Here is a 26989-nt window from a genome sequence, read left to right as displayed (position 1 = left end):
CGCCCGAGTGCCGGAATCAACGGAATCGGGGCCGCATCTGCACTGTCGTCTTCGGCTGGAGCGTGACGGCCGCCGAGAGCTCCAGATCGTCGTACTCGCGCTCGAAGGTCACCCGATCCGCCATCGTCGCCACCACGAGCTGGGCCTCCGTCATCGCGAACTGCTGGCCGATACACCGCCTGGGGCCGCCGCCGAACGGGAAGTACGCGAACGCCGGCCGGTCGGCGTCGCCCAGCCACCGCTCGGGCCTGAACTGCTCGGGTTCGTCCCAGAATCGCTCATCGCGGTGGAGCACCCACGTGGGGAGGACGACGAGCGACCCTTCGGGCAGCGTGTAGCCGCCGATCTCTACGTCTTCGACCGGCTGACGGCGGATCTCGTGCGCCGCCGGGTAGAGCCGCATCGCCTCTCGGACGACGGCCTCGGTGTACTCGAAGGCGAACACGTCCTCGACCGTCGGTCGGCCGGCGAGCACGTCGTCCAGTTCCTCGTGGAGGCGAGCCTCGGCGTCAGGCGTGCGCGAGAGCAGGTCCCAGACGTACGTCAGGGTCAGCGCCGTCGTCTCGTGGCCGGCGAAGAGGAACGTCAGCATCTCGTCGCGGATCTGCTGGTCGGACATCGGCGCGTCGCTGTTCAGCAGCATCGCGAGCAGGTCGTTGCGGTCCGAGTCCGACCACCGGCGCTCGCGGAGGATGTCGTCGATCTCGCGCTCGATGTGGGCCTGGGCCCGCTGTGCCCGGCGGCGCATCGGCACGGGGACCCAGTCCGGCACGAGGAACGTGACGGGCTGGTTCGCGGGCTGGAGCGGCTCTTGGACCGCCTCGACTGCGTCGTAGAGCCCGCGGGCTTCGAGGTCGATGTCCTCACCGAACATGCACTCGACGAGGATCTCGAGCGTGGTCCGCAGCATCTGCTCTTGCACGTCGACTGAAACGCCTCTCGACAGCCGGTCGACGGCGGCCTCGGCGCGGTCGACCATGATGTCGCCGTAGCGCTTGATCTGTTCCATGAAGAACGCGGGCTGAATCGCCTCGCGCTGGCGCTCCCACAGCTCGCCCTCGCTGTTGAGCAGCCCCTGCCCGACGAATTCCTCCAGCTGTTCCGTGCTCTCGTCGTGTTTCTCGAACCGGCCGTGCTCGTCTGTCAGGACCGCTTCGATATCACCGGGCTCGGTCAGCATGTAGGCGTCCCAGCCCATGATCTCGAAGCCGACGACCCGGCCGTAATCGGCCGCGCGTTCCCGGAACGCACAGGGATCGCGGGCCCACTGGTGGGTGTTTCCGATGAGCGGGAGGCCGTCCGGACCCGGCGGCGTAGTGCCAGTTGCCATACTCGACGAGACGGCGGCATCCGTCCTGAGACTGGTGCGCCGCTGGTGGGGCTCATTTATATGCGAAGCGTCGACGCACCGGCTCAGGCGCTGACCGGGTTCTCGCCGCGTTCGAGTATCGCTCGGAAGCGCTCGCCGGCCGCGCTATCGGCGTCGATTGCGACCTCGATCGACTCGGACAGCCATCCGTCGTCCACGAACCGCTCGTAGACGGGGAGTCGCTCGCGCAGCGGCACGTCGGCGGCGTCCGCGACGGCCGTCAGTTCCTGGAGCGCGGGCCACTCGTACTCGGGGTTGATGTGGTCGACGGTCACCGGCGAGACGCCGCCGAGGTCGTCGATGCCGCAGTCGGTCAGATCGCGAGCGGGCGCGAGGTTCGGCGGCACCTGCACCGACACCGCCTCGGGGAGTGTCGCGCGGGCCATCGCGGTCACGCGCCGCATCGTCGCCAGATCGGGCGAGCCGCCCGTCCAGCGCTCGTTCTCGACGACCGGCTGGACGATGACCTCCTGGATGTGGCCGTAACGCTCGTGCATCTCGCGGATGGCGAGCAGGCTCTCGGCGCGGTGTTCCCAGTCCTCGCCGATTCCGACGAGAATCCCGGTCGTGAACGGGACGCCGAGTTCGCCCGCGACGCGGAGCGTGTTGAGCCGCTGGCCGGGCGTCTTCGAGCGCGGGCCGCCGTGTGCCCGCACCTCGGTGGTCGTCTCCAGCATGACGCCCATCGAGGCGTTCAGGTCGGCGACGTGGGCCATCTGCTCGCGGGTCTGGTCGCCCGGATTTGCGTGGGGGAGCAGCCCTTCGTCGAGCGCGATCTCACACGCCTCCCGGAGATACTCGTGGATCGAGTCGTGGCCCCACTCGGCGAGCTGGTCGTGGATCTCGGTGTAGCGGTCGTCCGGGTCGTCGCCGAAGGTGAACAGCGCCTCGGTACAGCCGGCGTCGGCCCCCCGGCGACACGTCTCGCGGATCTCCTCGCGGCTCAGCAGTTCGGCCTGGCCCGGCGGGTCGTAGTAGGTGCAGTAGGTGCAGGTGTACCGGCAGGCGGTCGTCAGCGGCAGGAAGACGTTCCGGCAGTAGGACAGCTCCGGCGCGGCCGACACGTCCTCGGGCATCACAGACAGCGCCCGCTCCACGTCGGCGTCCGGGATTTCGAGGTCGATGTCGTAGTCCTCCGCGCCGGGAATCACGTCACCGGATCTGCGTCCCACGGACAAAAAACTTCACACGGACTGCTGTCCTCGGTGCCGCGTCGACCGCCCGACGACGCGCGGTCATCGCGGGACACAGGGACAGCAGTCGGTATCATTTGCGCACGGCGGCGACACGGCCGTCTGTGAGCGCCACCTCGAAGCCGGCGTCGGCGAGCCAGTCGGCGGCCGCGCCGTCGCCGTGGAGCAGGACCTCGGCGAGGTCGCTCGGCTCGTCGATGTCGGTCGCGAGGCGGCGGGAATCGACTTCAGAGAGATCGACGCCCGCGTCGCGGGCGATGCGGCGGTGGTCGCGGATCGACGCGCCGTGGTAGTCCACCCGGAAGTCGGGGTGGCGACAGACGAACGCGTTCGTGCCGCCCCCCAGTCCCGGCGCGAGGACCACGTCGCCGTCGGTCGACACCAGCCGGTCGACGCTCTCGGGCGTCGCGAGCGGCAGGTCGGCCATGACGATCGCGAGCGCCCCGCCGGCCTCGTCGACGGTCGACGCGAGCAGGTCGTTGACGAGCGCGTCCAGTCCCCGCTCGTCGACGGTGACCGGCGCGTCGCAGTCGACGGGGGCCGTCGAGACCACCGCCGGTTCGAGGCCCGCGCCGGTCAGCGCGTCCAGCACGTCGGCGAGCATGGCGTCGGTGAAGTCGCGGCGCTCGTCGGGCGTGAGAACAGATGCGAGACGGGTTTTCGGGTCGGACCCCGAGACGGGGACGACGACGCGCATTACAGCTTGCTGTAGTCGTCGCCGCTCAGCTGGGTGTAGGCGTAGTAGCCGCCGCCTGCCAGCAGCAGCAGGACGATGAGCCCAGCGCCGACCATGAGCAGCGTCCGCTGGGTCTGGGCGCTCTGCTGGGCCTGTTCTGCCTTGGTCTGGGCCTGGCCGGCGAGGTCCTGTGCGTTCTGGAAGTTCCCGTTCTCGTAGGAGGAGATTGCGCTCTGGACCAGCGCCTGGGCGTCTTCGTTCCCGCCGGCCTCGTCGATCGCGAGCTGCGCGTCGTCGATGGCCTGTCGCGCCGCGGCGCTCTCCTCGGTGTAGTGGTGGGCGGTGTCGTTGCGGAACTCGGCTTCGTTGTTCCCGGTGACGCGGTTCAGCGAGGCGACCTGGTACTCCTGGGCCGGCTCGTACGTGTAGTTCCCGACGGCGGGCGTCGTCCCGGTCAGCTCGATGCGGACCTGGTCGCCGTTGTTGCCGATGTTCAGGCCCTGCTCGATGGACTGCGAGCCGTAGGTCTCCTGGCTGACCTGATTGCCCGCACGCAGGACGGTGACCGTCCAGCTGACGTTCTGGAGCTCGGTCTCGCCCGTCAGCGTCCACTCGTCGGGCGCGTCGGTGAACGGGTCGTCGATAGTGTACGTGACGGTGATCTCCTCGTCGACGGCCGATTCGGTCGGCACACCCTCGGCAGAGACAGAAAACGCGCTGGCTGTGCCCGCGAAGGCGAGCAGCAACACGACACAGAGCAGCGTCGCGGTTCCCTTAGAACAGCGGATCAAGTTCATCTTCGTCGTCTTCGACCAAGTCCTCCAAGTTATCTTCGCTTTGGCTCCGGATGTCGTCGATGTTGTCCTGGGCCTCGATCGCGACCTGCTGCAGTTCCTTGATTCGCGGGACGTTGTGGACGCCCGCGAGCAGGATCGACGCGGCGACTTTCGGGGCGTTCGTCGGGTAGTCCCCGCCGCGGACCTCCATCGAGCCGGTCTGCTCCTCGAGCCACTTGCGCCCGCGCTCGATTCCCTTCCGGTTGAGGTGCTCCGGCGGCCCGGCCATCACGAGCAGGGCGCGCTCCGCGCCCTCGATCTCGCAGGGGAGCGTCAGTCGGCCGAGCGCGGCCTTCCTGACGAGCGACGTGATCCGGTTGGTCGTGTTCGCGGTGTCCATGCCGTCGTCGGTGCCGCCGTCGCCGCCCTTGAACCGGGAGAGGAGCCCGCCGCCCGAGGACACTTCGACGTCCTCGGAGGCGTAGCCGACGGTGGAGACACCGCCGCCGTCGAGCGTGTTGATGATCTCGGACGAGTCGACGACGCTCTCTGCGACGTTGTCTCCGGCCTCGACCTCGCCGGCTCCGAACAGTACGCCGAACCGGCGGACGATCTCCTCGTTGATGTGGTCGTAGCCGCCCTCGACGGACTCGCCCGTCTGTCGCCAGGCGTCGTTGTCGAACACCATCAGATTGTCCACCTCGCGCACGAAGGTCTGGAAAGAGCGGGCGGCGTTCAGCGTGTAGATACCGCCTTCGTCGCTGCCGGGGAGGACGCCGAGCCCGTACACCGGCTCCGTGTAGATGCGCTTGAGGTGCTTCGCGACGACCGGCGAGCCGCCGGACCCGGTCCCGCCGCCGAGGCCGGCGACGATGAGGAAGGCGTCGACTTCGTGGACGGGGATGTTGTCGATCGCGCCCTGCACTTCGTCGATGTCCTCTTCGGCGATCTCCGCGCCGAGTTCGTTGTCAGCGCCCACGCCGTGGCCCTTGACGCGGGCCTGGCCGATGAGCACTCGATTCTCTTCCGGAATGTGTTCTAGCCCAAGCAGGTCTGCTTTTGCTGTGTTGACCGCGACAGCAGAGCGGACGATTCCCGAGCCGGTCTCCCTGTCGTACTCGAGGAATTTGTCCACAATTTTGCCACCGGCCTGCCCGAAGCCGATCATCGCCAGTTTCATTATATGGTTCTCCGCTTAAAGGGCTAAAGAGCGATGGCGAGTATAAGTGTTTTGCCCAACTCTCAACTGTGAAAGCTAGGCTTGAAAACTAATAGTCGGTGACACCAGTTCGCTATAGGGGGAGACTACTCCAACCGCTCAACGTCGGACATCTTCGCTGAGAGTCGTTAGGGACATTCTATAGACGCCGTAGGTGTAGATTTCGTCGGTCGTCGAGCTGTTATCGAACGTGAGCGACCGCTACTGCTCGAGGCCGAGATACGTCCCGAAGGTCTTCATCGACGACGGGTCGCGGCCGAACACAGCGGCGTCGTTGTCCTCGGGGACGTTGTCGAAGTCGAGTCCCTCGTACTGATCGCTTCCCATCGGGAACCCGAACAGGCCGAGCACGGGCAGCCCGATTTTCGCGAGCGGCATCGGGAGCGGGACGATGCTGATGGACTTCCCCTCGCTCTCGAAGACGAGTTCGGTCGACTCCCGCAGGCTCAGTACCTCTGGACCCCCGATCTCGTACGTCTGGCCGACGTGTTCGTCCCCTTCGAGCGCGTCGGCGAGCATCGGAGCGAAGTCCTCGATCCAGATGAGCTGGAAGTGCGCCTTCCGGCCGCCGCCGGGCAGGGGATACAGGGGCACGCCAGGCGCGAAGATTTGCTTGAGGCGTTTGACGAAGTAGGTGAACTCGTCGCCGTCGCCGAAGATGATGGACGGCCGGAAGATGATCCAGTCGAGGTCCGCGTCCCTGACGACCGCCTCTGCCTCCCCCTTCGCGCGGAGGTAGTGCGTCGCGGCGTCGGGATCGGCCGCGAGCGCGCTCATCTGGAGGTAGCGGTCCACACCGTGTTCCTCGGCCGCTCGAACGGCGTTCTCGGTCCCGCCCAGGTGAACCCTCCTGTGCATCTCGTTGCCACCGTCGGGCTCGAACAGCGGAGTCAGGGCGGGGAGAAAGACCACGGCGTCCTTCCCCTCGAACGCGCCTTCGATGCTCTCGTAGTCCGTCACGTCGCCCGCGACCCGCTCGACGCTCGCCGGGAGGTCGGCGTCGTCCGGTGACCGGGACAGGGCGGTGACTGCGTGCCCGCGGTCGTCGAGTTCGCGACAGAGGTGCTCTCCGACGAATCCGGTCCCGCCGACGACAAGTACGTCCATGCCTCTACGTAGGTCCGGTACAATCCTAAAGCTTGGGCGCAATCAGTGGGGCAATTCGCCTGCTGCCGGCGCGATCTCGGCCGGTCACGGCCCTGACATGTCGGGCCGATGCGCGCCGCAGGCGGCCTGTCGGGGGGCTTACGTACCCCCCAGACAGATGGAGGCGTATGCTGGTCACGCTCGAAGGGCTGGACGGCAGCGGGAAGACCACCGTGTGGGAGCGTCTCCGGGCCGACGACGCCGTGCCGCCAGACGCCGTGTTCACACGCGAACCGACCGATTCGTGGTACGGGGACGCCGTCCAGCGGTCTATCGACGACGACGACGCGGACTCGCTGGCCGAGCTGTTCCTCTACACTGCGGACCACGCGGCGCACCTCTCTGATACCGTTCGACCGGCGCTCTCGGAGGATCGCCTCGTCGTCTCCGACCGCTACAGCGACTCCCGATTCGCCTACCAGGGCGCGACGCTCGCGTCGAGCGACCGGTTCGACGATCCCCTTCAGTTCGTCCGGGAGGTCCACGCGCCCTGGACGCGGCCGCCGGACCGGACCGTCTACCTCGATGTCGACCCCGAGACGGCCGCGCGACGGAGCGGCGCGACAAACAAGTTCGAGACCGCAGAGTACCTCGCCGACGTTCGGGACAACTACGAGCGACTTATTCGGGACGACCCCGAGCGGTTCGTCCGCGTCGACGCGACCGCCGATCCGGACACAGTCTACGAACGCGTCCGGGCGGTACTGGAGTAGAGGCGTTCGTCCGGCGGCCCTACTCCATCGTCGCCGGCAGATCGACCTCGTCCGGCGAGGGCATCCAGAAGTAATCGAAGGTGATGCCGGTCGCGAGGGGAATGAGGAGAGTCACGAGCACGACGGCCGCCGGACTCCCGAGGTTCGCCCCCAGGCTGAACACGCCGCTCAGCAGCAGGACGATGACGAACATGACGACCGGACAGAGCAACAGCGCGTAGACCAGGCTCCCCCACCGCGTGTTGAGCCGAACCCGGAAGAAGCGCGTCATGAGGGCCGTCACGGCACTGTTGACCAGCACGATGACGAGCAAGCCGGCGATACCGACGACGCTGACCATACCTGCGATTGGTGGGCGAGCGCCTTTGCCGTGTCGGAACGCGCACGCCGTCGTCGACTGCGCGTCACTCCAGGCAGATGTAGGTCCGCGTGTCAGCCACGCCCTCCAGGTCCCGGACGTGGTTCGAGACCGACTGCATGATGTCGTAGACCTCCGTCCCGGTCGCCTCGGCGATGATGTCGTACTGGCCGGCGACGATGTGTGCCTCTGTGACCCCCTCGGACTCCCGAACCGCGGAGAGGAGTTCGTCGGATTTCCCGGCGGCGGTCTTGACCATGATGAACGCTGTGACCATATTGTGATATGTCGTCACATAACACGAAAAGGTTTCTGCCCGCGGACTCGTACCCGGCCAGCGCGCCTGCGCGGTCAGGGCGTCGGGCGGTTCCGCCGGGGTGGGTACTTTTATTCACCCCCGTCCCATAGGGCCGTGTATGCGATTCGTTATCGTGGGTGCAGGTCGTGTCGGATTGCGGACGGCTCGCGTCCTGCAAGAGAGCGGTCACGAGGTCGTCCTCATCGAGCGCGACGACGGCGCGGTCGAGCGGGCTCGCACCGCCGGGTTCGAGGTAATCGGTGGCGACGGGGCCATCGAGGAGACGCTCGACCAGGCGGACCTGGCGGCCGCCGACGCGCTCGGCGCGCTCACGGGCGACCTGAACGACAACTTCGTGGCCTGCATGATCGCCAAGGAACACGGCTGCCGGACCGTCATGCGTATCGACGAGGACTACCGCGAGGAGATCTACCGGCGCTACGCCTCCGACGTCGACGAGATCATCTACCCCGAACGGCTCGGCGCGATCGCCGCCAAGAACGCCCTGCTGGGGGGCAACATCCGCGCGGTCGCCGACATCGCGCAGAACCTCCAGCTCGTGGAGTTCACAATCCAGGAGACCTCGCCGATGCAAGGGTACTCGCTGTCGGAACTGGAACTCCCCGCGGACTCGCGACTGCTCGCCCACGGCAAGGGCGAGGCCCCGCTCTCGGTTCCCGACGCCGACGAAACGCTCGAGACCGGCGACAGAGTCGTGATTCTCGCCGACTTCGGAACGCTCGCTGACGTCCGCAGCATCGTGGTCGGCGAGTCCGGCCGCGCGACTGCGCTCGGAGGTGCCTGATTATGGTTACTGCATACGTGATGGTCAAAGCTCACACCGGAGACGCGGATCGCCTGAAAGACGAGATCGAAGCCGTCGCCGGCGTCGTCGAAGCCCACATCGTCGCCGGCGACGTCGACCTCATCGCGAAGGTCGAGGTCGAGACGCCCGCCGAGGTCAAGGACGTGGCGGCGACGCACATCCAGGACATCGAGGGCGTCGAGAACACCCAGACGTACATCGCGATGGACTGACCGCCCGTTCGGACCGCCTTCTCACGAGTCGACTACAGGGGCGTCCCGCCGCGACTCCCCTCGCTCGCGCCGCTGCTCGCCGAATCCAGTAGCTCTGCGACCACGCCGACGTAGTCGTAGCCGGGCACGATCCCCTCGACGTACGTCCCCTCGACGTACTCGACGAACGTCTTCGCGACGTCCGCGGCCTGTCGCTCGCCGCCGAGGCTGAACCGGAACGTGACGACGACCTCGTCGCCGTCTTCGGTCACGCCGTACTCGTCTAGCTCGACCGCCGTTCGGGTCGCCTTCGGGGCGTCTTCGAGGCGCCGCTCCAGCGTCTCGAACCAGCCGTCGGCGACGGCGTCGCCCACCTCGTCCTCGGTCGCGGCCTGGAGCGTCGGCGCGCGGACCGTCACCTCGTAGTCGGTCCGCCAGTCCTCGCCCTCGGTCGCGGTCACGCGCCCGTCGAAACTCGTCGTCTCCACGACGTAGCCGTCGCCGTCCGCCGCGAGCGCGTCGTGTCGGTCGAAGGCCGTCGCAACGTCGTCTGGCACGTCGGTCATCACCTCCCAGTAGGCCGTTGGGCTGGAAAAGCGCATCGCGTTGGCATCGCGACACGACAAATCAGGCAGTATTGGGCTCGTACCACAGCCGACACTCGGTAGCCTCCTGATACCACAGCAGATGTGCGACCCACAGACCGTTTGCCACAGCGTGTGTCGCGCGGTCGAGCCAGCCACCAGTCGCTCTCGATGCTGGTCACGTCGCCGCTCCAGAGCGGCCGTTCAGGTCGCTCGCAGCAGGATGCGAGGGCTGGGATTCGAACCGGAGCCAGACGGTCGCTCACGGTCGTTCGCGCTGCGACTGGCAGGGCTCGAATCCAGTGGCGCAATCGCTGCTCGCGGAGTTGCTCGCAGCAGGATGCGAGGGCTGGGATTCGAACCGAAATCAGACGTGCTCGCTTCGCTGCGCGCGACTGATAGGCTTCGAATCGCCAGCGAGACGGGTCGGTGCGACGCGGATTTCGCCTCGCACACGCATGCGAGGGCTGGGATTCGAACCCAGGGACCCCTACGGGAGCGGGTCTTAAGCCCACCGCCTTTGGCCAGGCTCGGCTACCCTCGCGCAGGTCGAACTCTGCGGTGGCCCGGGAATGGTCCTTTCGATTTTCCGGTGATAACTCCCGTACATGTGTCCGGACACACATATTATCCAAATCTCCGATTAAGCGGCAGTATACGCCCCACGAATCGGTAATGGGTGAAATATAACGAGGAAACAACCTAGGCATTTATTACAACTACACTTCACGATGGCGCTGTGCTATATTGACAATGACCATGCCTGAACGTCCCTCACGAAATGACGTATCACGACGAACCCTGTTGCGCGCCGTCGCGGGCGGTACCGCCGCGTCGCTGCTGGCGGGCTGTCAGGGATCGACGAACAGCGGCGAGGGCGGAACCAGCGACGGCGAAAGCGGCGGGACGCGCCTCCGACTCGCCCAGGCGAAGTCGCCGGTCGAGTTCGACCCCATCGTCCTGAACGATGTCCCCTCCGACGAGGTGGCGATGATGCTGTTCGACCCGCTGTACGCGTACAACGAGGACGGGACCGATATCACGCCGGCGGTCGCCGCGGAGATGCCGACGGTCGAACGGGGCGGCCAGCGCTGGATCGTCCCCTTGAACACCGACGTGACGTTCCAGAACGGGGAGACGGTCACCGCCGAGGACGTGAAACACACGTTCGTCGCGCCGGTCGAGGAGGAGACGGAGAACGCCGGCGAGGTCAACATGATCGACTCCGTGACGCTGGTCGACGAGTCGACCGTCCAGTTCGATCTCAAGTACCAGTTCGGCGCGTTCAAGCAGTACATGACGCGCGACGTCGTCCCCAAGAGCGTCCGGACGGAGGACAAGGAGGCGTTCAACAAGGAGGAGCCGGTCGGCTCGGGGCCGTTCACGCTCGAGAGCTGGGCGGAGGGAGAATCCGTCGTCCTCTCGCGGTGGGACGACTACTGGGGCGACCCGATGCCGAACATCTCGACCCTCGAGTTCGTCCCCGTCGAGGAGCCGACGACCCGCATCACGACGCTCAAGAACGGGAAGAACGACGTGGTCAAGAGCATCCCGCCGAAGTCCTGGCAGACCGTCGAGGGCATGGAGAACGCGGCCATCCAGTCGGCGCTGGGCATGAGCTACTTCTACCTCGCGTTCAACTGCAACGAGGGCCCGACCGCGGACCCAGCGGTGCGGAAGGCCATCGACCAGACGTTCTCGATGCAGACCGCCGTCGAGCGGTTCGTCGAGCCCTCCGGCGTCCGCGCCGTCTCGCCGATCCCGGAGACGCTGGCGGAGGCGTGGGAGTTCCCCGTCGACGAGTGGGCAGACCTCGGGAGCGAGAAGGACGTGGACGCCGCAAAGGCGGCGCTCGACGACAACGACAACGTCCCGGACGACTGGCAAGCCACCATCATCGTCCCGCCGGACGACAAGCGCGAACAGATCGGCACGTCGGTCGCGAACGGTATCAAGGAGGCCGGCTACGGCGCGTCCGTCCAGCGCCTCGATTGGGGCGCGTTCCTCGATAAGTACGTCTCCGGCAAGGCGAGCGACTACAACATGTTCACGCTCGGCTGGTCCGGCTCGCCGGACCCGGACACGTTCATGTACTTCCTGTTCGCCCAGGAGCAGATCGGCGTCACGAACGGGACCTACTACCGCAACGACGAGGTGGACTCGGCCATCATGAACGCCAGACAGTCGACCGACCGCGAGGAGCGCCGCGACCTGTACGTCTCGGCCGTCGAGACCATTCTGCAAGAACGGCCGCACGTCCCCGCCTACACGCTGAAAAACAGTTTCGGCGTCCGTAGCCGGGTCGAGGACTTCCTCGCGCACCCGATCGACCAGTTCTCCATCGTCAGCGACTACAACAACGTCTCGGTCCAGTAGCCCGGGCCGAATCGCTACCGAACATGAGTCTCATACGCTATTCCACCAGACGCGTCCTGCAGGCCGTTCCCGTGCTCCTCGGCGTCGTCGCCATCACGTTCGCGCTCATCAACGCCGCGCCGGGCAATCCCGTCGATATCATGCTCGGCCCGTCGCCGAACCAGGCCGCCGTCGAGACGCTCAAAGCCAAGTACGGACTGGATCAGCCGATTCACATTCGGTTCTGGAAGTACCTCGTCAACCTCGTCCAGTTGGACATGGGCCGGAGCATCTACTACGACGCGCCCGTGACGGCGAAGATCGCCCAGCGACTCCCGGCGACGCTGCTGTTGATGGGATCGAGCTTCGCCTTCGCCATCGCCGCGGCGGTCCCGCTCGGCGTCGTCTCGGCGCAGCGCCGCAACAAGCCGACCGACCACCTCACGCGCGTCGTCTCGCTCGTCGGCGTGAGCACCCCGTCGTTCTGGATCGGGCTCGTCCTCATCCTCGTCTTCTCGTTCCACCTCGGCGTGTTGCCGGCGACGAACCTCGTGATGCCGTGGGCACCGCCCTCGGCTGTCGCCGGCGCGAGCACTCGCCTCGGCGTGTTGGTCGTGGCGGGCGAGCACCTCCTGCTCCCGATGCTGTCGCTCGGGACGCTCCAGATGGCGGCGATCACGCGCATCGAGCGCTCCTCGATGCTCGAAGTACTGTCCGACGACTACGTCCGCCTCGCCCGCGCCTACGGGGTGAAAGAGCGGACCATCCTCCGGAAACACGCGTTCCGGAACGCCCAGCTCCCTGTCATCACCATCATCGGCCTCCAGCTGACGACGGCCATCGGCGGCGCGGTGCTGACCGAGACGGTGTTCGAGATCAACGGCATGGGCCGGCTCATCGTGAGTTCGATCTCCAGGCAGGACTTCCCGCTGGTGATGGGGACGACGCTGGTGTTCGCGTTCGTGTTCGTCGTCGGCGTCATCCTCACGGACATCTCGTACGCGTACGTCGACCCGCGGGTCTCGTACGGTGATCAGGAGTAACTATGGCTACGACACATTCAGATTCGGAGACGTTAGGGGGCGAGTCGGTCGAGGACTTTGACGAATCGGAGCAATCGGTCGAGGCCCGCGTGGGCTGGCGCTACACGCTCTCGCAGGTCCGCGAGGACCCCACGGCCTTCGGCGGCTTTCTGGTGATCGTCGCCGCCGCCGTCGTCGCGGTCGTGACGACCATCGACGCCGTAGTCTTCGAGTTCCTCGCGCAGTATCAGGTGTTCGCCCAGTTCGGCGTCGAGAAGTACTGGCTCGCCAAGACCGTCTGGATGAGCCCCGTCCAGGAGTCGGCCGACACGACGGCGCTGCTGCCGCCGGTCGGCATCGAGAACGCCTACGGACAGGGGACCTGGGCGCACCCGCTCGGGACCGACGACCGCGGCCGCGACATCCTGTTGCGGCTCATCTACGGCACGCGCATCGCCATCATGGTCGGCGTGCTCGCGACCGCCATCGGGCTGGTCGGCGGGATGGTCGTCGGCGCGGTGTCGGGCTACTACGGCGGCTGGGTCGACGACGTGCTGATGCGGCTGGCCGAGACCCTGTACGCCATTCCCTTCCTCGTGCTCGTGCTCGCGTTCATCGCCGCCTTCGGCCGGAGCATCACGTTCGCGATGATCGGCGTCGGCGTCGCCTCCATCCCGAAGTTCGCCCGCCTCATCCGCTCGCGGGTCGTCAGCGTCCGCGAAGACGAGTACGTCGAGGCGGCGAAAGCCGCCGGCGTGCGCGACCGGAACATCATCCTCCGGCACGTCATCCCGAACAGCTTCGCGCCGGTGCTGGTCCAGGCGACCCTCCAGGTCGGCACCGCAATCATCATCATCGCCGGCCTCTCGTTCCTTGGGTTCGGCATCCAGCCGCCGACGCCGTCCTGGGGCCAGATGCTCTCCGTCTCCCGGGACCACATGATCGCGGACCCGTGGTTCAGCATCTGGCCGGGGCTGTGCATCCTCGTCACGGTGGTCGCGTTCAACATGTTCGGCGACGGCCTCAGAGACGCCCTCGACCCCCGACTCGACAACTGACAATGTCTGACCCACTCCTCCGCGTCGACGATCTGCAGGTACAGTTCTTCACCGAGGACGGCGTCGTCCGCGCCGTCGACGGCATCAGCTTCGACGTTCACGAGGGCGAACTGGTCGGCCTCGTGGGCGAGTCCGGCGCCGGCAAGAGCGTCGCCGTTTCGGCGATCATGCGGCTCATCGAGTCCCCCGGGAAGATCGTCGGCGGCCGTATCGAGTTCGACGGCGAGACGCTCGTCGAGGTCGAGACCGGCCCCGACGGCGACCCGTACCGGACCGAGGCGACGATGCCGGACGGCGAACTCCGCGAGCGCATCCGCGGCCGGGAGATCGCCATCATCTTCCAGGACCCGATGGAGTCGCTCAATCCGGTGTTCACCGTCGGCGGCCAGCTCCGGGAGTTCATCGAGCTCAACCGCGACTTCTCCGAGCGCGAGGCCCGCGAGGAGGCGGTGTCGATGCTCCGCGAGGTCGGCATCCCCGAGCCGGAGGCGCGCTACGGCGACTACCCCCACCAGTTCTCCGGCGGGATGCGTCAGCGCGTCCTCATCGCGATGGCGCTGGCCTGCGAGCCGTCGCTCATCATCGCCGACGAGCCCACCACCGCGCTTGACGTGACCGTCGAGGCCCAGATACTCGACCTCGTCGAGGACCTCCAGGACCGCTACGGGACCAGCTTCGTCTGGGTGACCCACGACATGGGCGTCGTCGCCGAGATCTGCGACCGCGTGAACGTGATGTACCTCGGCGAGATCGTGGAACAGGCCCCGGTCGACGACCTGTTCTACGAGACGAAACACCCCTACACGGCGGCGCTACTGGACTCCGTGCCGCGGCCCGACCAGACCGTCGAGGAGCTGAATCCCATCAAAGGGGTGATGCCGGAGGCCATCGACCCGCCCTCGGGCTGTCGGTTCCACACGCGCTGTCCGGAGGCCCGCGAGGCCTGCACGACGACGAACCCCGACTGCCGGGAGGTGGGCTTTGGCGACCCGCCCCACCGCGCCGCCTGCATCAAACACGACGCCTTCGATGCGGCGTACAGCGGCTCGCCGCCGCTCGACGCGGCCGCCCAACAGGGGTTCGACGTGTCGCTCTCGGGCGGTGAGACCGATGACTGAGCGCGCCGCCGCGGCCGCCGAGGGCGTCGACGGCGTGGGCTTTGGCGACCCGCTCGTCGAAATACAGAACGTCAGCAAGTACTTCGCGAACGACGAGGGCATGCTCTCCTGGCTCTCCGTGAACCGGGACGCCGACGGACTGCCGGTCGAGACCGGACGCGAGTGGGTCAAAGCGGTCGAAGACGTCTCCTTCACCATCCGCAAGGGCGAGACGCTCGGGCTGGTCGGCGAGTCCGGGTGCGGCAAGAGCACGCTCGCCCGGACGATCCTCCGCCTGCTGGAACCGACCGAGGGCAGCATCTACTTCAAGGGTCGCGACCTCGCCGACCTCTCCGGGGAGAAACTCCGCAACACGCGCAAGGACGTCCAGATGATCTTCCAGGACCCCCAGTCCTCGCTCGACCCGCGGATGAAGGTCGGGAAGATCGTCGAGGAGCCGATGCAGGCCCACGGGATGCTCGACGCCGAGGGGCGGGCCGCCCGGGCGCAGGAACTGCTGGAGAAGGTCGGGCTCGACCCCCAGCACTACAACCGCTATCCGCACGCCTTCTCCGGCGGCCAGCGCCAGCGCATCAACCTCGCCCGGGCGCTCTCCGTCAACCCCGACTTCGTCGTCTGCGACGAGCCGGTGAGCGCGCTCGACGTGTCGATACAGGCGCAGGTGCTCAACACCATGCGGGACCTCCAGGAGGAGTTCGGCCTGACCTACCTGTTCATCGCTCACGACCTCTCGGTCATCAGGCACATCTCCGACCGCGTGGCGGTGATGTACCTCGGGCAACTGGTCGAACTGGCCGACAAGCGAGAGCTGTTCGAGAACCCGAGCCACCCCTACACGCAGGCGCTGCTGGACTCGATTCCCGTGCCGGACCCGCGGGCGGACGGCCGCCGCGGCGTTCTGGAGGGCGACGTGCCCTCGCCGATCCAGCCGCCGTCGGGCTGTCGGTTCCGCACCCGCTGTCCGAAGCTCATCGCGCCCGCCGAGTACGACCTGTCCGACGAGACGTGGGACCGCGTCCGAGCGTTCATGCGCCACGTGAAGCGCCGCGACTTCACGGAGACGGACCCCGACGCCATCCGCCGCCGGTACTTCGACGGGCGCGTTCCGGACGGCGCGGCTGGCGACGTGGTCTCGGCGGCCATCGACGATATCGCCGCCGACGACTGGGAGGACGCCGCAGAACGGCTGCAGAGCGCCTTCGCCGAACAGAGCGTCTGCGCTCGCGAGGAACCGGACTACGAGGTCGACCCCGAGTACGGGACCGACCGCCACACGGTCGCCTGTCACCTGCACCGAGAGTGAGCGGCGTTTCGAAAAGGGGGTCGGCGCGCCTCGTTACCAGTCGACCGATAGCGTGCCGTCGCCGTTGGGATCGGGTGCGATCTCCTCGTTCGTCCGGCGGTCGACGACGTGGATGATGCCGCGGTCCTTCTTGGCCGGGCAGGCCTCGGCGGCCGCGACGTTGTGGTCCAAGTCCTCCTCGCCGAAGAAGTAGGTCTCGGGCCTGGCGATGCCGGTGTCGAGGTCGAGCGTCCAGTTGCGCGACTTCTCGGCGCACTTGCCCGCGCCGAAGCACTTGTTCGCCTCGAAGATGAGCTTGTAGGGCTTCTCGTCGACGGGCGGGGCGTCCTGTTCGCCGACCTCGCTCGGGTCGATCGGGTCGTCCGCGTCTGCCATTACCCGCCGTTCGGGCCGGACGGCCTTTCGATTGTCGGTCCCCACCGGCCTCGCCCTGTCCGTCTCACTCGACGACTTCGACGGGGTCGCCGACGGCGAGCGTCTCCCCGCGGTCGACCTCGGGGACGCGCGCGATGAGCATCAGCGTGTAGAAGTGGTCGAACGCGTCGCGGTCGGCCCACTCCGGGAACGTCTCCGCGCGGCGCTCGATGAAGCGCGTCCGAAACTCGGGCGTCTCCTCGCCGGTGTCAGGGTCGCGCTGGGGGACGACGCAGCGGCCACAGGGGGTGACGCCCTCGATGCGGACGCCGCCGGCCTCGAACGCCGGCGCGTCGGTCCCGACGAAGCGGTCCTCCCAGAACGCCGGGACGCCGCCGACCTCGACGTTCGCTCGCAGGCGGCGGCGCAGGCCGTCGACGGTCACGTCGTCGAACCACCCGGCGACGGTTTCGAGCGTCGCGGTGCCGATGACCGACGGCCCCATCTCCCGGCGGTCGACGTAGCCCAGCGAGCCGTCGCGCTCGACGGTCAGGTCCACGTCGAAGAACGCGCCGAGCCAGTCGGTCGCCCGCTCGCGGCCCGCCTCGTCGCGGAGCGCGAACGCCTCCCGGCCGTCGGCGTGCTCGACGGTCAGCGTCCCGTCCGTCGGGTCGAACGCCGTTTCGAGGTCGTGAACGCGAGCGGTTCGCTTCCCGTTGACGACCTCGCCCGCGTCGTCGAACAGCGCGAACTCGCGGTCGTGGGCGAGTGTGCCGCCCGGCCGGATCGATGCCGATTCGCAGTCCATTCCGTCCAGCGCCTTGACGGGGTAGACGGTGAGTCGCTCGACGTGTGCCACTGTCGGTCCCTTCTCGCGCCGCCGTTATAGCCGTGCCCGATTCCGCCGCGTCCGCCGGGGGCGATACGCGTTTGAGTCTCCCGCCCGTATGACAGCTAATGGCACGGACTGCGGCCGTCGTCCTGGCGCTCGCCATCGCGTGTGCCGGCTGCGCGGGGTTCGTCGGCGAGGACGTGGAGCCGGTCACCCCGGCTCCGGTCCCGACCCCGGGCGCGGCCTATCCGCCCGGCGTGACAGAGGACGGCGTGGTCGCACCCGCGCTCGGGAGCGCTCACGCGCGAACGCTCGCGGGGCAGAACTACACGGTGGTCCACCGCCAGCGTGTCACCGACCGCAACGGCACGCTCCTCCGGCGATCGAACCACACCCGCTGGGTGGCGCGAAACGCCACGGTGTACGCGGGTCGCTTCAATCAGACCAGCCGCGCCGTCCGCTCGCGGACCGCCCGCTTCGACTACTGGACGAACGGGTCCGTCGTCGCCGTCCGGTACGACGAGCGGATCAATCGACCCCAGATCGTCCGATGGGAGGTCGAGGGTGCCGGTCCCGTGGCCGACCTCCCCGACAGGCGCACGATCCAGGGCGTCGCGGGAGCGGTCGACCTATCCGTCGCCGAGCGGCGGGCGTCCGGAGACGTCCTCCTCGTCGGCCATCGCTTCGTCCGCCCCGACCGGCTCGTGACGCCGCTGTTCATCGACGAACCGACCAACGTCTCGGCCCAGCTGCGCGTCGGTCCGGACGGGACCGTCGAGGCCATGCGTCTGGTGTTCGACGCCGAACGGGGTCGAGAATCGGTGCGTGTCACGCAGGACATCCGCGTGCGCGACATCGGCTCGACGACGGTCCCGCGCCCGGACTGGGTCGCGAACGCGTCCCAGCGATCGGTCTGACGGCCGGACTCGGCTGTCTCCCGGCGACCGGTGCGTCAGGCCGCGATCCGACCGACTGCGGGCAGGACGCGCTGATAGCCGAGCATGTAGACCCCGGCGTACAACAGCACGAGTCCCATGTAGAGCTCCCAGAGGCCGAACGCCGAGACGCCGGCCGACAGGTCGCTGAGGGCGGCCTGTTCGGTGAGCGCCCCGCCGGCGGTGAACGCGGTCGCGAGCAGCGCAGACAGTACCAGTTCGAGGACCTCCGGGAGCGATTCTGAGCCGACCATTACTGCGAGAGAGCAGTGCGAACGCGGTTGTAGCTCTTTCGGTTCGAGTGGAAAGCGCTTAGTGAGCGAGCGCGAATCTCGGCACATGGCACAGAACTGGAACGCCGACTACGCGACGATGGCGAAGCGAGGATTCATGCTCGGTGCCGGGCTGTTCCTGCTCGCCGCCGCCGTCGAGATCGGCGGTCACGCAGTCGGCACGATCCCCGCGTGGGGCAACACGCTGCTGATCGACATGGAGATACTCGGCATCGCGGTCGGACTGCTCTCGCCGCTGGTCTTCGGCGTGATCCTCCCGCTGACCGAGTGACGAAGGCGAAAAACGGCGGTCTCGGGTACGGGCGTGTGAAAGCGAGCCTGCGTTGTCTGCGGTCGGTCGCGGTGGCACCTGTCTCCCGCGAGCCGTTCGAGCGTCCGTCGAGAACGCTCAGATCGACCGCTTACGCCAACTTCTCGATGTTCTGACGGCGCAGCCGTCAGAGCACGAGCGACTCTCTACGAGAGCCGCTCGATGTTCTCGACGACCTTGTCGGCGAACTCGCTGGTGGCGAGCTTGTTGCCGCCCTCGATCTGGCGCTCCAGGTCGTAGGTCACGTCGCCCGAGGAGATGGTCTCCTCGACGGCGTCGCGGACGAGCTGGCCGGCGTCCTTCCAGCCCATGTACTCGAGCATGAGCCGGCCGGAGAGGATCATCGCGGTCGGGTTGACCTTGTCCTCGCCGGCGTACTTCGGGGCGGAGCCGTGGACCGGTTCGGCGAGACAGCGGGCTTCACCGAAGTTCGCGCCGGGCGCGATGCCGAGGCCGCCGATCTGAGCGCCGGCGGCGTCGGACATGTAGTCGCCGTTGAGGTTCATCGTCGCGATGACGTCGTACTCGTCGGTGCGGGTCAGGAGCTGCTGGAGCATGTTGTCGGCGATGCGGTCGTTGACCACGATGGTGCCCTCGGGCTGTTCGCCGTCGTACTCGTCCCAGAGCTCGTCCTCGGTGATGACGTCCTCGCCGTACTCCTCTTCGGCGACCTCGTAGCCCCAGTCACGGAAGGCGCCCTCGGTGAACTTCATGATGTTGCCCTTGTGGACGAGCGTGACCGTCTCCTTGTCTTCCTCGATGGCGTAGTCGATGGCCTCGCGGACGAGGCGCTTGGTGCCGAACTCCGTGATCGGCTTGACGCCGATGCCGACCGGGCCGTCGTGGATGGTGCTGTCGAAGCCCATCTCCTCCTCGACGAACTGCTTGACCTCCTCGACTTCGTCGGTGCCGGCCTCCCACTCGATGCCGGCGTAGACGTCCTCGGTGTTCTCCCGGAAGGTGATCATGTCCATCTCCTCGGGGTCCTTGACGGGCGAGGGGACGCCCTCGATGTGGTAGGTCGGGCGCACGTTCGCGTAGAGGTCGAGCGTCTTTCGGAGCGCGACGTTCAGCGACCGGAAGCCGGCGCCGACGGGCGTCGTCAGCGGGCCCTTGATGGCGACGTTGAACTCCTTGATGGCCTCGACGGTGTCGTCGGGGAGGTTCTCGTCGTACCTGTCGCGGGCGGACTGGCCGGCGTAGACGCGCATCCACGAGATGTCGCGGCCGGTGGCGTTCGCAGCGGCCTCGAGCACCTTCTGGGCCGCCGGTCCGACGTCGGTCCCGATGCCGTCCCCGTGGATGATGGGGATGATGGGGTTCTCCGGCACGTCGAGTTCGTTGTCCTCTGTGACCTGAATCTGCTGGCCCTCGTCGGGCACCTCCACTTTGTCGTAGTCGTAGCCCATATTCCGCCCATCGATAGTCGCCCCTAAAGGAGTGCCGCTTTGCGCATCCTTTGGTAACAACCCTCATTAATAATCATTCTGTTGCGGAGGAGGGGAGATAGAGGACCTGTAGGTCCTGTATTTTCGGGGTGGTTCGAACCGGACGCGACCCTATTTCGACTGCGGTCAGATGGCATTTCGACTGTGGTCGAACGCTCGTTCGGTCGTCGCCGGAATCGGTTGCCCCCTGCCGAACGCACCAGAGGGAAACCCCTTTGCCCGCCAGCGACGAACCGGCGTGCATGACCGACGTGGACCTCGACGGCGAGCAGTACGAGAAGTGTCGCGAAGCGGGCGAAATCCTCGCGCAGGTGCGCGAGGAAGCGGCGGACCGCGTCGAGGTGGGCGTGTCCCACCTCGAAGTCGCCGAGTGGGCCGAAGACGAGATCCGCGAACTCGGCGGCGAGCCCGCCTTCCCGGTGAACATCTCCATCGACGAGGAGGCGGCCCACGCCACGCCCGAGCGCGACGACGAGGCCACCTTCGGCGAGGAGATGATCAACCTCGACATCGGCGTCCACGTCGACGGGTGGCTGGCCGACACCGCCGTGACGGTCGACCTCTCGGGGCAGGACGAACTCGCCGAGGCCCCGGCGGAGGCGCTGGAGGCCGCGCTCGACGTGGCCGGCCCCGGCGTCGACGTGGGACGGATCGGCGCGGCCGTCGAGGAGGTCATCGAGGGCTACGGGTACAACCCCGTCGTGAACCTCACCGGCCACGGCCTGGGCCACTGGGAACAGCACACCGCGCCGAACATCCCGAACCGGGAGGTCGCACAGGGCGCGACGCTGAACGTCGGCGACGTGGTCGCCATCGAACCGTTCGCGACCGACGGTCGCGGCAAGGTCCAGGAGGGGTCCTCCGAGGAGATCTTCGCGCTCGAACGCGAGGGGAGCGTCCGGAACCGACAGGCCCGCCAGGTCCTCGAACAGATCACCGAGGAGTACCGCACGCTGCCGTTCGCGGCCCGCTGGCTCGACTCGCCCCGTGCGGAGATGGCGCTGCGCCGCCTGAAACAGCAGGACATCGTCCACGGCTACCCGGTCCTCAAGGAGCGCGACGGGGCGTACGTCAGCCAGAAGGAACACACCGTCATCATCACCGAGGACGGCTGCGAAGTGACGACCCGCTCGCGGTAGGGTCGCACGGACACCGCGCACGCTGTCGGAATCGACTCTCGGCATCTTCGACCGCAAGGGACGGCGGCGCTTTCGCGGCGTCTGAATGGGGTGAAGGTGGGGGGTGTGTGGGCCGCGCAGTCGGTCACCACGCGGCGTATCGAAATGGGGTGTGGTGGAAATTGGGGGTGTGTAAGCCACGTAGTCCACGACCACGTGGCGTACTGAAATCGGGGTGGTTGGGGGTGGGGGTGGTGGGGATGGTCAGGCGTTGTTCATCCGCGTGCTCGTGGTGGTGCCACAGACCTGGCACTCGCTGACCCGGTACGGTTCGCGGGAGAACTCCGCGTTCTCGGGTTTGGTGCTCTCCGTCTGGATCTGGACTCGCACGGCGTGGGGCGTCTCCCTGTCGCACGTTGAACACGCTTCGGCCATGTCGACGCCGTCGTTAGTCGCTGCCATCCCGTCTCTGCCTACCCCGATAGACCGCATAAAAACCCCCTTCTGTTGTGGTCCGTTCAACACTGTTTATCCACAGACGGAAGCCCGATATACCCACTCTACCGGCCGAGGTCGCTGTAGAACGTTTAATACCGCTCCTCGACGCCTTAATTGGGTGATATCGTCGTGAACGGCCAACGGATTTATATACTAGGTCGACCCTTCACCTCGAAGCCGTTTTTGCCGAGGGGACGGTGGGGTCGGTCATGGACAAAGTGTTCGCGCCGTGGCGCATCGAGTGGGTCGAACGCGAGGAGACCGATCCAGACGCCGACTGCGTCTTCTGCGCGTTCGAGGCGGCCGACGACGACCGGGCCAACAACGTCGTGGCGCGGGGCGACCGCGCGTTCGTGCTGTTGAACAACTACCCGTACAACCCCGGCCACGTGATGGTCATTCCCCACGAGCACACCGGCGACTACGGCGATCTCGACGACGAGACCCTCCTCGACCACGCGCGGCTGAAACAGCGGACGTTCGACGCGCTGGCGGCGGCGCTCGGTCCCGACGCGTTCAACGCCGGCCTGAACCTCGGCGGCTCGGCGGCCGGCGGCTCCATCGACGACCACCTCCACACCCACGTCGTGCCCCGCTGGGAGGGCGACACGAACTTCATGCCGGTCGTCAGCGACACGAAGGTGATCGTCGAGGCCGTCGAAGACACCTACGAGCGACTCCACGAGGCCTTCGCCGAGCAGGAGGGAACCACGGTCGTCGGCGACGACGCCGCGGTCAGGATCGACTGACCGCCGTGCGAGCCGGGTAGATCGGTCCGCCGAGCGGTCGCGAGCGGGTGTCGAAGCGGCTTTGACCGGGGCCCGTCAACCATCGGTCGATGTCGCGCCGCGTGACGCTCCGACGGGTCGGCCTGCTCGTGCTCGGCGTGAACCTCGTTCTCGTACTGGCGAAGGGCGCGGTCTGGTTCTCGACGGGCAGCCTGGCCGTGCAGTCCGAAGCGGTCAACAGCGCCGCCGACACCGCCTACTCGCTGGTCATCGTCGCCGGCCTCTATCTGACGACCCAGCCGCCGGACTTCGAACACCCCCACGGCCACGAACGCATCGAGCCGTTCGTCTCCCTGTTCGTCGCCGCGGGCATCTTCCTCGCGGGCGGCGTCGTCCTCTGGGAGGCCGGTAACGCGCTTCTGACCGGCAACATCGCGGTGACGCAGGCGCCCGCGGCCGTCGGGGTGCTCGTGTTCTCGGCGGCCACGAAGTACGGGCTGTACCGCTACTGCCTCCGCGCCGGCCGAGATCGGAACTCACCCGCGCTCGTGGCGACGGCGAAGGACAACCGAAACGACATCCTCACCGCCGCCGCGGCCCTCGTCGGCGTCGCCGGTGCGATGGCCGGTTACCCCGTCGCCGACCCGCTGGCCGCCGTCGTCGTGGCCGTCGGGATCATCTACACCGGCATCGAGGTCGTTCAAGACAACGTCACCTACCTCGTGGGTGGCGCGCCCCCCGAGGACCTCCGCCGGGAGATTCTCCGGCGGGCGCTCGACCACCCGAAGGTCGAGGGCGCACACGACGTGATCGCCCACTACGTCGGTCCGGAGATCGACGTGAGCCTCCACATCGAGGTCGAGGGCGACCTGACGCTGTTCGAAGCCCACGACATCGAGTCGGCGGTGATCCGCTCCATCGAGGACCTCCCGGAGGTCGACGACGCGTTCGTCCACGTCGACCCGAAGGAACTGGGGGAGTGGAAAGACGACGCCGAGGTCGAACGGCTGGCCGATCTGGAGTGAGTCGTCCGGCGTCGCTGGACCGGGGGCGATCGTCAGTCCCCTCCAATCACGGCTCCGTCCCGCACTTGGAATTCGCAAGCCGCGGCTTCAGGCCGTTCGCGCCCCGACACGCGTGCAACGGATGAACGCTACTGTGATTGCAGGCGTCGGTGTCCTCGCGGCCGTCTTCGTCGGCGTCAACATCGGCGGGTCGTCGACCGCTGCCGCCTTCGGCCCCTCGGTGGGGAGCGGAGTGCTGACCAAGGCGGTCGCCGGCGCACTCATGACCGTCTTCGTCCTGCTCGGTGGGTGGACGGTCGGTCGCAACGTGATCCGCACGCTGAACGAGGGGATCGTGCCGGCGCGGACGCTCACGCTCGGCGCCGGCGTGGTCGTACTGGTGTTCGTGGGGCTCAGTCTGGTGCTCGCCAACTGGCTCGGCATTCCGGCGTCGACTTCCGAGACGACCGTCGGCGCGATCGTCGGACTCGGACTGGCGACCGGCACGCTGCGGGTCTGGAAGGTCGCCGAGATCACCGCGTGGTGGGTCGCTTCGCCGCTCCTCGCCCTGCTCGCCGCCGCGGCGCTGGGTCGCTACTGGTACCCGTGGGTCGAGCGCCGACTCGTCGGCGGCGACGGCGTCGACGGGCCGTTTTTCACCATCGAGCGCGACGGCTGGCGGCCGCGGGTAGCGCTCCAGGGGGAGCTGCGTGGGCGTCGCGGCGTACTCGTCGTCGTCACGGTTCTCATGGGCTGTTACATGGCGTTCTCGGCCGGGGCCTCGAACGTCGCGAACGCGGTGGCCCCGATCGTCGGTGAGGGTTCGCTCACGATCGGTCCGGCGGTCCTCCTGGCGACGGTCGCCATCGGCGTCGGCGCGTTCACCGTCGCTCGCCGGACGCTCGAAGTGCTGGGCAACGACCTCGCGAAACTCCCACTCGTCGCGGCGCTGGTCGTCGAGGTCGTCGCGGCCTCGACCATCTCGTTGCTCTCGATACTCGGCATCCCCGCGAGTCTCGCGATCACGACCACCTGCTCCATCATCGGGCTGAACTGGGGCCGGAGCCGGCGGCGCGAGCAGCGGGCGGTCGCGACGGACGGCGGCACGTCGGAGACCGAGGAACTGCTCGACACCGGCACGACGTGGCGCAGTGTCGCCGTCTGGGTCGCCACGCCGACGCTGTCGGCCGCGGCGACCTACGCGGCGTTCACGGTCCTCCTCGCGTGAGGCCGAGGCGCTCTCGGCAACTCTCGAACGCCGTGACGGGCGGCCACGCGGGAACGGCGCCGAGTTCACCGTCCCGACGCTGACGGCGTGAGCGGACGCACAATCGGTGGCGTTGCGACCGGCTCGTGATGGGCCAGTTAAAAATACCGAATAGATTGCCCATATTCTTGATTCTCGAGCAACATTAATTATCAAGTGGTCATTCCAATGACAGACCACACCCGACGACGGATATTGAAAACACTTGGCGGCGCGGGCGCGCTGCTCGCCACGGGCGGCGTGGGCGCTGTTTCGGCGAAGCGAGACGGCGCGCGCGGAGGCGATTCGCTGGTCGACCTGGCGATCGATCTCAACGAAGGGCAGTTCGACGTGCTGATCGCCGCGCTGCAGGCGAATCCGGGGGTACTGGACACCCTCGACGGGAAGGGGCAGTACACGGTGTTCGCGCCGACGGACGCGGCGTTCGACGACGCCGGCTTCACCGAGTCGAACGCCGACGAGGTGCCGGCCAACGTCCTCACGTACCACGTCACGCCCGGGCGTCGATACTCGGAGTCCGTCCTGGGCGCGCCGCGACTGCCGACGCTGAACGGCGCGTTCATCGAACAGGACGGCGGCGTCCTCAACGGCGGCCAGGCGGCGATCACTGACACGGACTACGAGGCGTCGAACGGCGTGTTACACGTCATCGACGGCGTGTTGCTGCCCTGACCGACACGGCCGCCCCGATCCGTTCGGGGCTCGGTCAGTCCGCGATTCGCGCCCGCTCGACCGGTTCGCCGAAGGCGTAGACGGTGTTGTGACTCGTGATCTCCGCGTCGACCACGTCGCCCAGTTCGAGGCCGCGCGTCTCCGCGTCGGCGATCACGACCTGCCGGTAGGCCTCGTCGTAGCCCACCAGCGACTCGTCCGTGCCGTCCTCGACGAGCAGGACCGACGAGGTGCGCCCGACCATCTCCTCGTAGGCCTCGGCCATCAGCTCCATCTTCGCCTCGCTCATCTCCTTCGAGCGGTCCTTCTTGACCTGGCCGCCCAGTCCCTTCATGTCCGCGGCGTCGGTGCCGGGCCGCTTCGAGAAGCGCGTGACGTTGATCTTCTCCGGGCGGGTCTCCCGGAGGAGCTCCATCGACCGGTCGTGGTCCTCTGGGTCCTCCGTGGGGAAGCCGACGATGAAGTCCGTCGACAGCGTCCAGTAGTCGAGGGCCTCGTCGAACGCCGCCACGACCTCGCGGTACTCCGAGACGGCGTGTTGCCGGCGCATGTCGCCCAGCACGTCGTCGCTGCCGGACTGGACCGGCGCGTGGATGAAGTTGTACAGCTCGTCGTGTTCGGCGAACACCGCCGCGAGTTCCTCGCGGACGCCGTGCAGGCCCTTCGGGTTCGCCATGCCCACCCGCACGCGGAACTCGCCGTCGATCTCGGTGCAGAGACGGTCCAGCAGCTCCGGCAGGAGGCTCGTCCCCCGGTTCGTGTCCCAGCCGTAGACGCCGGTGTCCTGGCCGGTGATGCGCAGTTCCTTCGCGCCGGCGTGGACGAGCGCCCGTGCCTTCTCGACGTTCTCCTCGACCGACGGCGACTCGATGCAGCCGGTCGCCTGCTTGGTGATGCAGTACGAGCAGTCGGACATGCAGCCCCGGGCGATGGGGAGGATGCCGACCACGCCGTCGAGGACGGTTTCCGTGTCCGGCGTGACTGTCGGACACTCGCCGTTGAGGACGTGCTGGGGCACGTCGTCCCAGTGGAGCACCTCGGCGTCGACGTCCGCGTCGCGGAACTGCTCGCCCTGGGCCAGGGCCATACAGCCCGTGACGACCAGGTCGGCCGGCGTCTCCTCGTCCAGCTCTTTGGCCCGCGCGAGCATGTTGCGCTCGGTCTTCTCGAGCACCGTGCAGGTGTTGAGAATCGCCACGTCGGCGTGCTCCGGGCCGTCGGCCGGGTGGTGGCCGCCCGCTCGGAGCGCCTGCTCGATCTCCTGGGTCTCACCCCGGTTGGAGGTGCACCCGTACGTCTCGATGTGATAGCGGGCCATTCGTTCT

30 protein-coding genes and 1 tRNA gene are annotated in these 26989 nt (G+C 67.4%); 15 read left to right on the top strand and 16 right to left on the bottom strand.

The window, feature by feature from the left end; translation table 11 throughout:
• Positions 1–16: 16 nt before the first annotated feature.
• The 6 genes from GM656_RS03415 to GM656_RS03390 form a co-directional block, all read right to left on the bottom strand.
• A complete protein-coding gene (locus tag GM656_RS03415) occupies positions 17–1330 on the bottom strand; it encodes a cytochrome P450 (protein ID WP_162412240.1) in 1314 nt (437 codons plus the stop codon).
• 83 nt (positions 1331–1413) lie between these two features.
• Positions 1414–2520 (bottom strand): 7,8-didemethyl-8-hydroxy-5-deazariboflavin synthase subunit CofG, encoded by a 1107-nt coding sequence (cofG, locus tag GM656_RS03410; RefSeq protein ID WP_162412546.1) that lies wholly within the window; start codon positions 2518–2520, stop codon positions 1414–1416.
• Between the two features lie 115 nt (positions 2521–2635).
• Positions 2636–3259 carry a 2-phospho-L-lactate guanylyltransferase gene (cofC, locus tag GM656_RS03405; RefSeq protein WP_162412239.1) on the bottom strand — a complete coding sequence of 208 codons (624 nt, stop codon included), beginning with the start codon at positions 3257–3259 and terminating at the stop codon, positions 2636–2638.
• On the bottom strand, positions 3259–4035 hold the full coding sequence (locus GM656_RS03400; protein ID WP_162412238.1) for a hypothetical protein: 777 nt from the start codon (positions 4033–4035) through the stop codon (positions 3259–3261). Before GM656_RS03400 ends, cofC begins: the two co-directional genes overlap by 1 nt.
• Positions 4013–5194 (bottom strand): tubulin/FtsZ family protein, encoded by a 1182-nt coding sequence (locus GM656_RS03395; protein WP_162412237.1) that lies wholly within the window; start codon positions 5192–5194, stop codon positions 4013–4015. The genes GM656_RS03400 and GM656_RS03395 overlap by 23 nt, the downstream gene beginning before the upstream one ends.
• Before the next feature lie 240 nt (positions 5195–5434).
• On the bottom strand, positions 5435–6340 hold the full coding sequence (locus tag GM656_RS03390) for a complex I NDUFA9 subunit family protein (RefSeq protein WP_162412236.1): 906 nt from the start codon (positions 6338–6340) through the stop codon (positions 5435–5437).
• Between the two features lie 167 nt (positions 6341–6507).
• On the opposite strand from GM656_RS03390, the gene tmk reads away from it, so the two are divergent.
• Positions 6508–7092, top strand: coding sequence for a dTMP kinase (gene tmk / locus GM656_RS03385; protein WP_162412235.1), 585 nt, complete (start codon positions 6508–6510; stop codon positions 7090–7092).
• A 19-nt stretch (positions 7093–7111) separates the two neighbouring features.
• Here tmk and GM656_RS03380 read toward each other — a convergent pair whose 3' ends face one another.
• Positions 7112–7432, bottom strand: coding sequence for a hypothetical protein (locus GM656_RS03380; protein WP_162412234.1), 321 nt, complete (start codon positions 7430–7432; stop codon positions 7112–7114).
• A gap of 64 nt (positions 7433–7496) precedes the next feature.
• Entirely contained in the window at positions 7497–7727 is a 231-nt protein-coding gene (locus GM656_RS03375; protein ID WP_162412233.1) for an Lrp/AsnC family transcriptional regulator, read from the bottom strand.
• A 139-nt stretch (positions 7728–7866) separates the two neighbouring features.
• Here GM656_RS03375 and GM656_RS03370 point away from each other — a divergent pair, with 139 nt between their 5' ends.
• A complete protein-coding gene (locus GM656_RS03370; RefSeq protein WP_162412232.1) occupies positions 7867–8553 on the top strand; it encodes a potassium channel family protein in 687 nt (228 codons plus the stop codon).
• Positions 8554–8555: 2 nt separating this feature from the next.
• Entirely contained in the window at positions 8556–8786 is a 231-nt protein-coding gene (locus GM656_RS03365) for an Lrp/AsnC family transcriptional regulator (protein ID WP_162412231.1), read from the top strand.
• Between the two features lie 32 nt (positions 8787–8818).
• On the opposite strand, the gene GM656_RS03360 is transcribed toward GM656_RS03365, so the two are convergent.
• A complete protein-coding gene (locus tag GM656_RS03360; protein ID WP_162412230.1) occupies positions 8819–9331 on the bottom strand; it encodes a DUF5813 family protein in 513 nt (170 codons plus the stop codon).
• Between the two features lie 477 nt (positions 9332–9808).
• Positions 9809–9893, bottom strand: a tRNA-Leu gene (locus tag GM656_RS03355).
• Positions 9894–10108: 215 nt separating this feature from the next.
• Between GM656_RS03355 and GM656_RS03350 the strand changes: the two genes are divergently transcribed.
• From GM656_RS03350 to GM656_RS19450, 5 genes are read left to right on the top strand one after another with little or no spacing between them, the layout of a single operon-like run.
• Positions 10109–11725 (top strand): ABC transporter substrate-binding protein, encoded by a 1617-nt coding sequence (locus tag GM656_RS03350; protein ID WP_162412545.1) that lies wholly within the window; start codon positions 10109–10111, stop codon positions 11723–11725.
• Positions 11726–11748: 23 nt separating this feature from the next.
• A complete protein-coding gene (locus tag GM656_RS03345; protein ID WP_162412229.1) occupies positions 11749–12747 on the top strand; it encodes an ABC transporter permease in 999 nt (332 codons plus the stop codon).
• A 2-nt stretch (positions 12748–12749) separates the two neighbouring features.
• Positions 12750–13784, top strand: coding sequence for an ABC transporter permease (locus GM656_RS03340; protein ID WP_162412228.1), 1035 nt, complete (start codon positions 12750–12752; stop codon positions 13782–13784).
• 2 nt (positions 13785–13786) lie between these two features.
• Positions 13787–14902 carry an ABC transporter ATP-binding protein gene (locus GM656_RS03335; protein WP_162412227.1) on the top strand — a complete coding sequence of 372 codons (1116 nt, stop codon included), beginning with the start codon at positions 13787–13789 and terminating at the stop codon, positions 14900–14902.
• On the top strand, positions 14895–16205 hold the full coding sequence (locus GM656_RS19450) for an ABC transporter ATP-binding protein (RefSeq protein WP_162412226.1): 1311 nt from the start codon (positions 14895–14897) through the stop codon (positions 16203–16205). The genes GM656_RS03335 and GM656_RS19450 overlap by 8 nt, the downstream gene beginning before the upstream one ends.
• Positions 16206–16238: 33 nt before the next feature.
• Here GM656_RS19450 and GM656_RS03325 read toward each other — a convergent pair whose 3' ends face one another.
• On the bottom strand, positions 16239–16580 hold the full coding sequence (locus GM656_RS03325) for a ferredoxin (protein ID WP_162412225.1): 342 nt from the start codon (positions 16578–16580) through the stop codon (positions 16239–16241).
• A 64-nt stretch (positions 16581–16644) separates the two neighbouring features.
• Positions 16645–17418 carry an MOSC domain-containing protein gene (locus tag GM656_RS03320; RefSeq protein ID WP_162412224.1) on the bottom strand — a complete coding sequence of 258 codons (774 nt, stop codon included), beginning with the start codon at positions 17416–17418 and terminating at the stop codon, positions 16645–16647.
• 98 nt (positions 17419–17516) lie between these two features.
• Here GM656_RS03320 and GM656_RS03315 point away from each other — a divergent pair, with 98 nt between their 5' ends.
• Entirely contained in the window at positions 17517–18308 is a 792-nt protein-coding gene (locus tag GM656_RS03315; protein ID WP_162412223.1) for a hypothetical protein, read from the top strand.
• Positions 18309–18343: 35 nt separating this feature from the next.
• On the opposite strand, the gene GM656_RS03310 is transcribed toward GM656_RS03315, so the two are convergent.
• Positions 18344–18580, bottom strand: a complete 237-nt coding sequence (locus tag GM656_RS03310; RefSeq protein ID WP_162412222.1) for a hypothetical protein — start codon at positions 18578–18580, stop codon at positions 18344–18346.
• Between the two features lie 85 nt (positions 18581–18665).
• On the opposite strand from GM656_RS03310, the gene GM656_RS03305 reads away from it, so the two are divergent.
• On the top strand, positions 18666–18890 hold the full coding sequence (locus GM656_RS03305; protein ID WP_162412221.1) for a DUF7860 family protein: 225 nt from the start codon (positions 18666–18668) through the stop codon (positions 18888–18890).
• 185 nt (positions 18891–19075) lie between these two features.
• Here GM656_RS03305 and icd read toward each other — a convergent pair whose 3' ends face one another.
• The gene (gene icd / locus GM656_RS03300; protein ID WP_162412220.1) at positions 19076–20338 is read right to left on the bottom strand and encodes an isocitrate dehydrogenase (NADP(+)); all 1263 of its coding nucleotides are present in this window, start codon (positions 20336–20338) and stop codon (positions 19076–19078) included.
• Positions 20339–20619: 281 nt separating this feature from the next.
• Here icd and map point away from each other — a divergent pair, with 281 nt between their 5' ends.
• The gene (gene map / locus GM656_RS03295) at positions 20620–21516 is read left to right on the top strand and encodes a type II methionyl aminopeptidase (protein WP_162412219.1); all 897 of its coding nucleotides are present in this window, start codon (positions 20620–20622) and stop codon (positions 21514–21516) included.
• Positions 21517–21759: 243 nt separating this feature from the next.
• Here the strand turns inward: map and GM656_RS03290 are convergent, their stop codons facing one another.
• Complete coding sequence (locus GM656_RS03290) at positions 21760–21957, bottom strand: DUF7835 family putative zinc beta-ribbon protein (RefSeq protein WP_162412218.1); 198 nt, start codon at positions 21955–21957, stop codon at positions 21760–21762.
• A gap of 245 nt (positions 21958–22202) precedes the next feature.
• Between GM656_RS03290 and GM656_RS03285 the strand changes: the two genes are divergently transcribed.
• From GM656_RS03285 to GM656_RS03270, 4 genes are all read left to right on the top strand, one after another.
• Positions 22203–22742, top strand: coding sequence for an HIT family protein (locus tag GM656_RS03285; protein WP_162412217.1), 540 nt, complete (start codon positions 22203–22205; stop codon positions 22740–22742).
• A gap of 89 nt (positions 22743–22831) precedes the next feature.
• The gene (locus tag GM656_RS03280) at positions 22832–23746 is read left to right on the top strand and encodes a cation diffusion facilitator family transporter (RefSeq protein WP_162412216.1); all 915 of its coding nucleotides are present in this window, start codon (positions 22832–22834) and stop codon (positions 23744–23746) included.
• A gap of 121 nt (positions 23747–23867) precedes the next feature.
• Entirely contained in the window at positions 23868–24953 is a 1086-nt protein-coding gene (locus GM656_RS03275; RefSeq protein WP_162412215.1) for an inorganic phosphate transporter, read from the top strand.
• Between the two features lie 234 nt (positions 24954–25187).
• Positions 25188–25664, top strand: a complete 477-nt coding sequence (locus GM656_RS03270; protein WP_241692691.1) for a fasciclin domain-containing protein — start codon at positions 25188–25190, stop codon at positions 25662–25664.
• Between the two features lie 34 nt (positions 25665–25698).
• On the opposite strand, the gene GM656_RS03265 is transcribed toward GM656_RS03270, so the two are convergent.
• Positions 25699–26982: a tRNA (N(6)-L-threonylcarbamoyladenosine(37)-C(2))-methylthiotransferase gene (locus tag GM656_RS03265; RefSeq protein WP_162412214.1), complete on the bottom strand. Its 1284-nt coding sequence runs from the start codon at positions 26980–26982 to the stop codon at positions 25699–25701.
• Positions 26983–26989: the final 7 nt, after the last annotated feature.

The organism is Haloarcula salina (assembly GCF_010119195.1).
GTDB classification, from domain to species: domain Archaea; phylum Halobacteriota; class Halobacteria; order Halobacteriales; family Haloarculaceae; genus Haloarcula; species Haloarcula salina.
Note: the sequence above shows the minus strand (reverse complement) of the source record. Positions and strands in the feature narration are given on the sequence as shown.

Coding starts and splice junctions, on each gene's coding strand:
- GM656_RS03415 (WP_162412240.1), bottom strand. CDS start 1,330: ATGGCAACTGGCACTACGCCGCCGGGTCCGGACGGCCTCCCGCTCATC.
- cofC (WP_162412239.1), bottom strand. CDS start 3,259: ATGCGCGTCGTCGTCCCCGTCTCGGGGTCCGACCCGAAAACCCGTCTC.
- GM656_RS03400 (WP_162412238.1), bottom strand. CDS start 4,035: ATGAACTTGATCCGCTGTTCTAAGGGAACCGCGACGCTGCTCTGTGTC.
- GM656_RS03395 (WP_162412237.1), bottom strand. CDS start 5,194: ATGAAACTGGCGATGATCGGCTTCGGGCAGGCCGGTGGCAAAATTGTG.
- GM656_RS03390 (WP_162412236.1), bottom strand. CDS start 6,340: ATGGACGTACTTGTCGTCGGCGGGACCGGATTCGTCGGAGAGCACCTC.
- tmk (WP_162412235.1), top strand. CDS start 6,508: ATGCTGGTCACGCTCGAAGGGCTGGACGGCAGCGGGAAGACCACCGTG.
- GM656_RS03380 (WP_162412234.1), bottom strand. CDS start 7,432: ATGGTCAGCGTCGTCGGTATCGCCGGCTTGCTCGTCATCGTGCTGGTC.
- GM656_RS03375 (WP_162412233.1), bottom strand. CDS start 7,727: ATGGTCACAGCGTTCATCATGGTCAAGACCGCCGCCGGGAAATCCGAC.
- GM656_RS03370 (WP_162412232.1), top strand. CDS start 7,867: ATGCGATTCGTTATCGTGGGTGCAGGTCGTGTCGGATTGCGGACGGCT.
- GM656_RS03365 (WP_162412231.1), top strand. CDS start 8,556: ATGGTTACTGCATACGTGATGGTCAAAGCTCACACCGGAGACGCGGAT.
- GM656_RS03360 (WP_162412230.1), bottom strand. CDS start 9,331: ATGACCGACGTGCCAGACGACGTTGCGACGGCCTTCGACCGACACGAC.
- GM656_RS03350 (WP_162412545.1), top strand. CDS start 10,109: ATGCCTGAACGTCCCTCACGAAATGACGTATCACGACGAACCCTGTTG.
- GM656_RS03345 (WP_162412229.1), top strand. CDS start 11,749: ATGAGTCTCATACGCTATTCCACCAGACGCGTCCTGCAGGCCGTTCCC.
- GM656_RS03340 (WP_162412228.1), top strand. CDS start 12,750: ATGGCTACGACACATTCAGATTCGGAGACGTTAGGGGGCGAGTCGGTC.
- GM656_RS03335 (WP_162412227.1), top strand. CDS start 13,787: ATGTCTGACCCACTCCTCCGCGTCGACGATCTGCAGGTACAGTTCTTC.
- GM656_RS19450 (WP_162412226.1), top strand. CDS start 14,895: ATGACTGAGCGCGCCGCCGCGGCCGCCGAGGGCGTCGACGGCGTGGGC.
- GM656_RS03325 (WP_162412225.1), bottom strand. CDS start 16,580: ATGGCAGACGCGGACGACCCGATCGACCCGAGCGAGGTCGGCGAACAG.
- GM656_RS03315 (WP_162412223.1), top strand. CDS start 17,517: ATGGCACGGACTGCGGCCGTCGTCCTGGCGCTCGCCATCGCGTGTGCC.
- GM656_RS03310 (WP_162412222.1), bottom strand. CDS start 18,580: ATGGTCGGCTCAGAATCGCTCCCGGAGGTCCTCGAACTGGTACTGTCT.
- GM656_RS03305 (WP_162412221.1), top strand. CDS start 18,666: ATGGCACAGAACTGGAACGCCGACTACGCGACGATGGCGAAGCGAGGA.
- icd (WP_162412220.1), bottom strand. CDS start 20,338: ATGGGCTACGACTACGACAAAGTGGAGGTGCCCGACGAGGGCCAGCAG.
- map (WP_162412219.1), top strand. CDS start 20,620: ATGACCGACGTGGACCTCGACGGCGAGCAGTACGAGAAGTGTCGCGAA.
- GM656_RS03290 (WP_162412218.1), bottom strand. CDS start 21,957: ATGGCAGCGACTAACGACGGCGTCGACATGGCCGAAGCGTGTTCAACG.
- GM656_RS03285 (WP_162412217.1), top strand. CDS start 22,203: ATGGACAAAGTGTTCGCGCCGTGGCGCATCGAGTGGGTCGAACGCGAG.
- GM656_RS03280 (WP_162412216.1), top strand. CDS start 22,832: ATGTCGCGCCGCGTGACGCTCCGACGGGTCGGCCTGCTCGTGCTCGGC.
- GM656_RS03275 (WP_162412215.1), top strand. CDS start 23,868: ATGAACGCTACTGTGATTGCAGGCGTCGGTGTCCTCGCGGCCGTCTTC.
- GM656_RS03265 (WP_162412214.1), bottom strand. CDS start 26,982: ATGGCCCGCTATCACATCGAGACGTACGGGTGCACCTCCAACCGGGGT.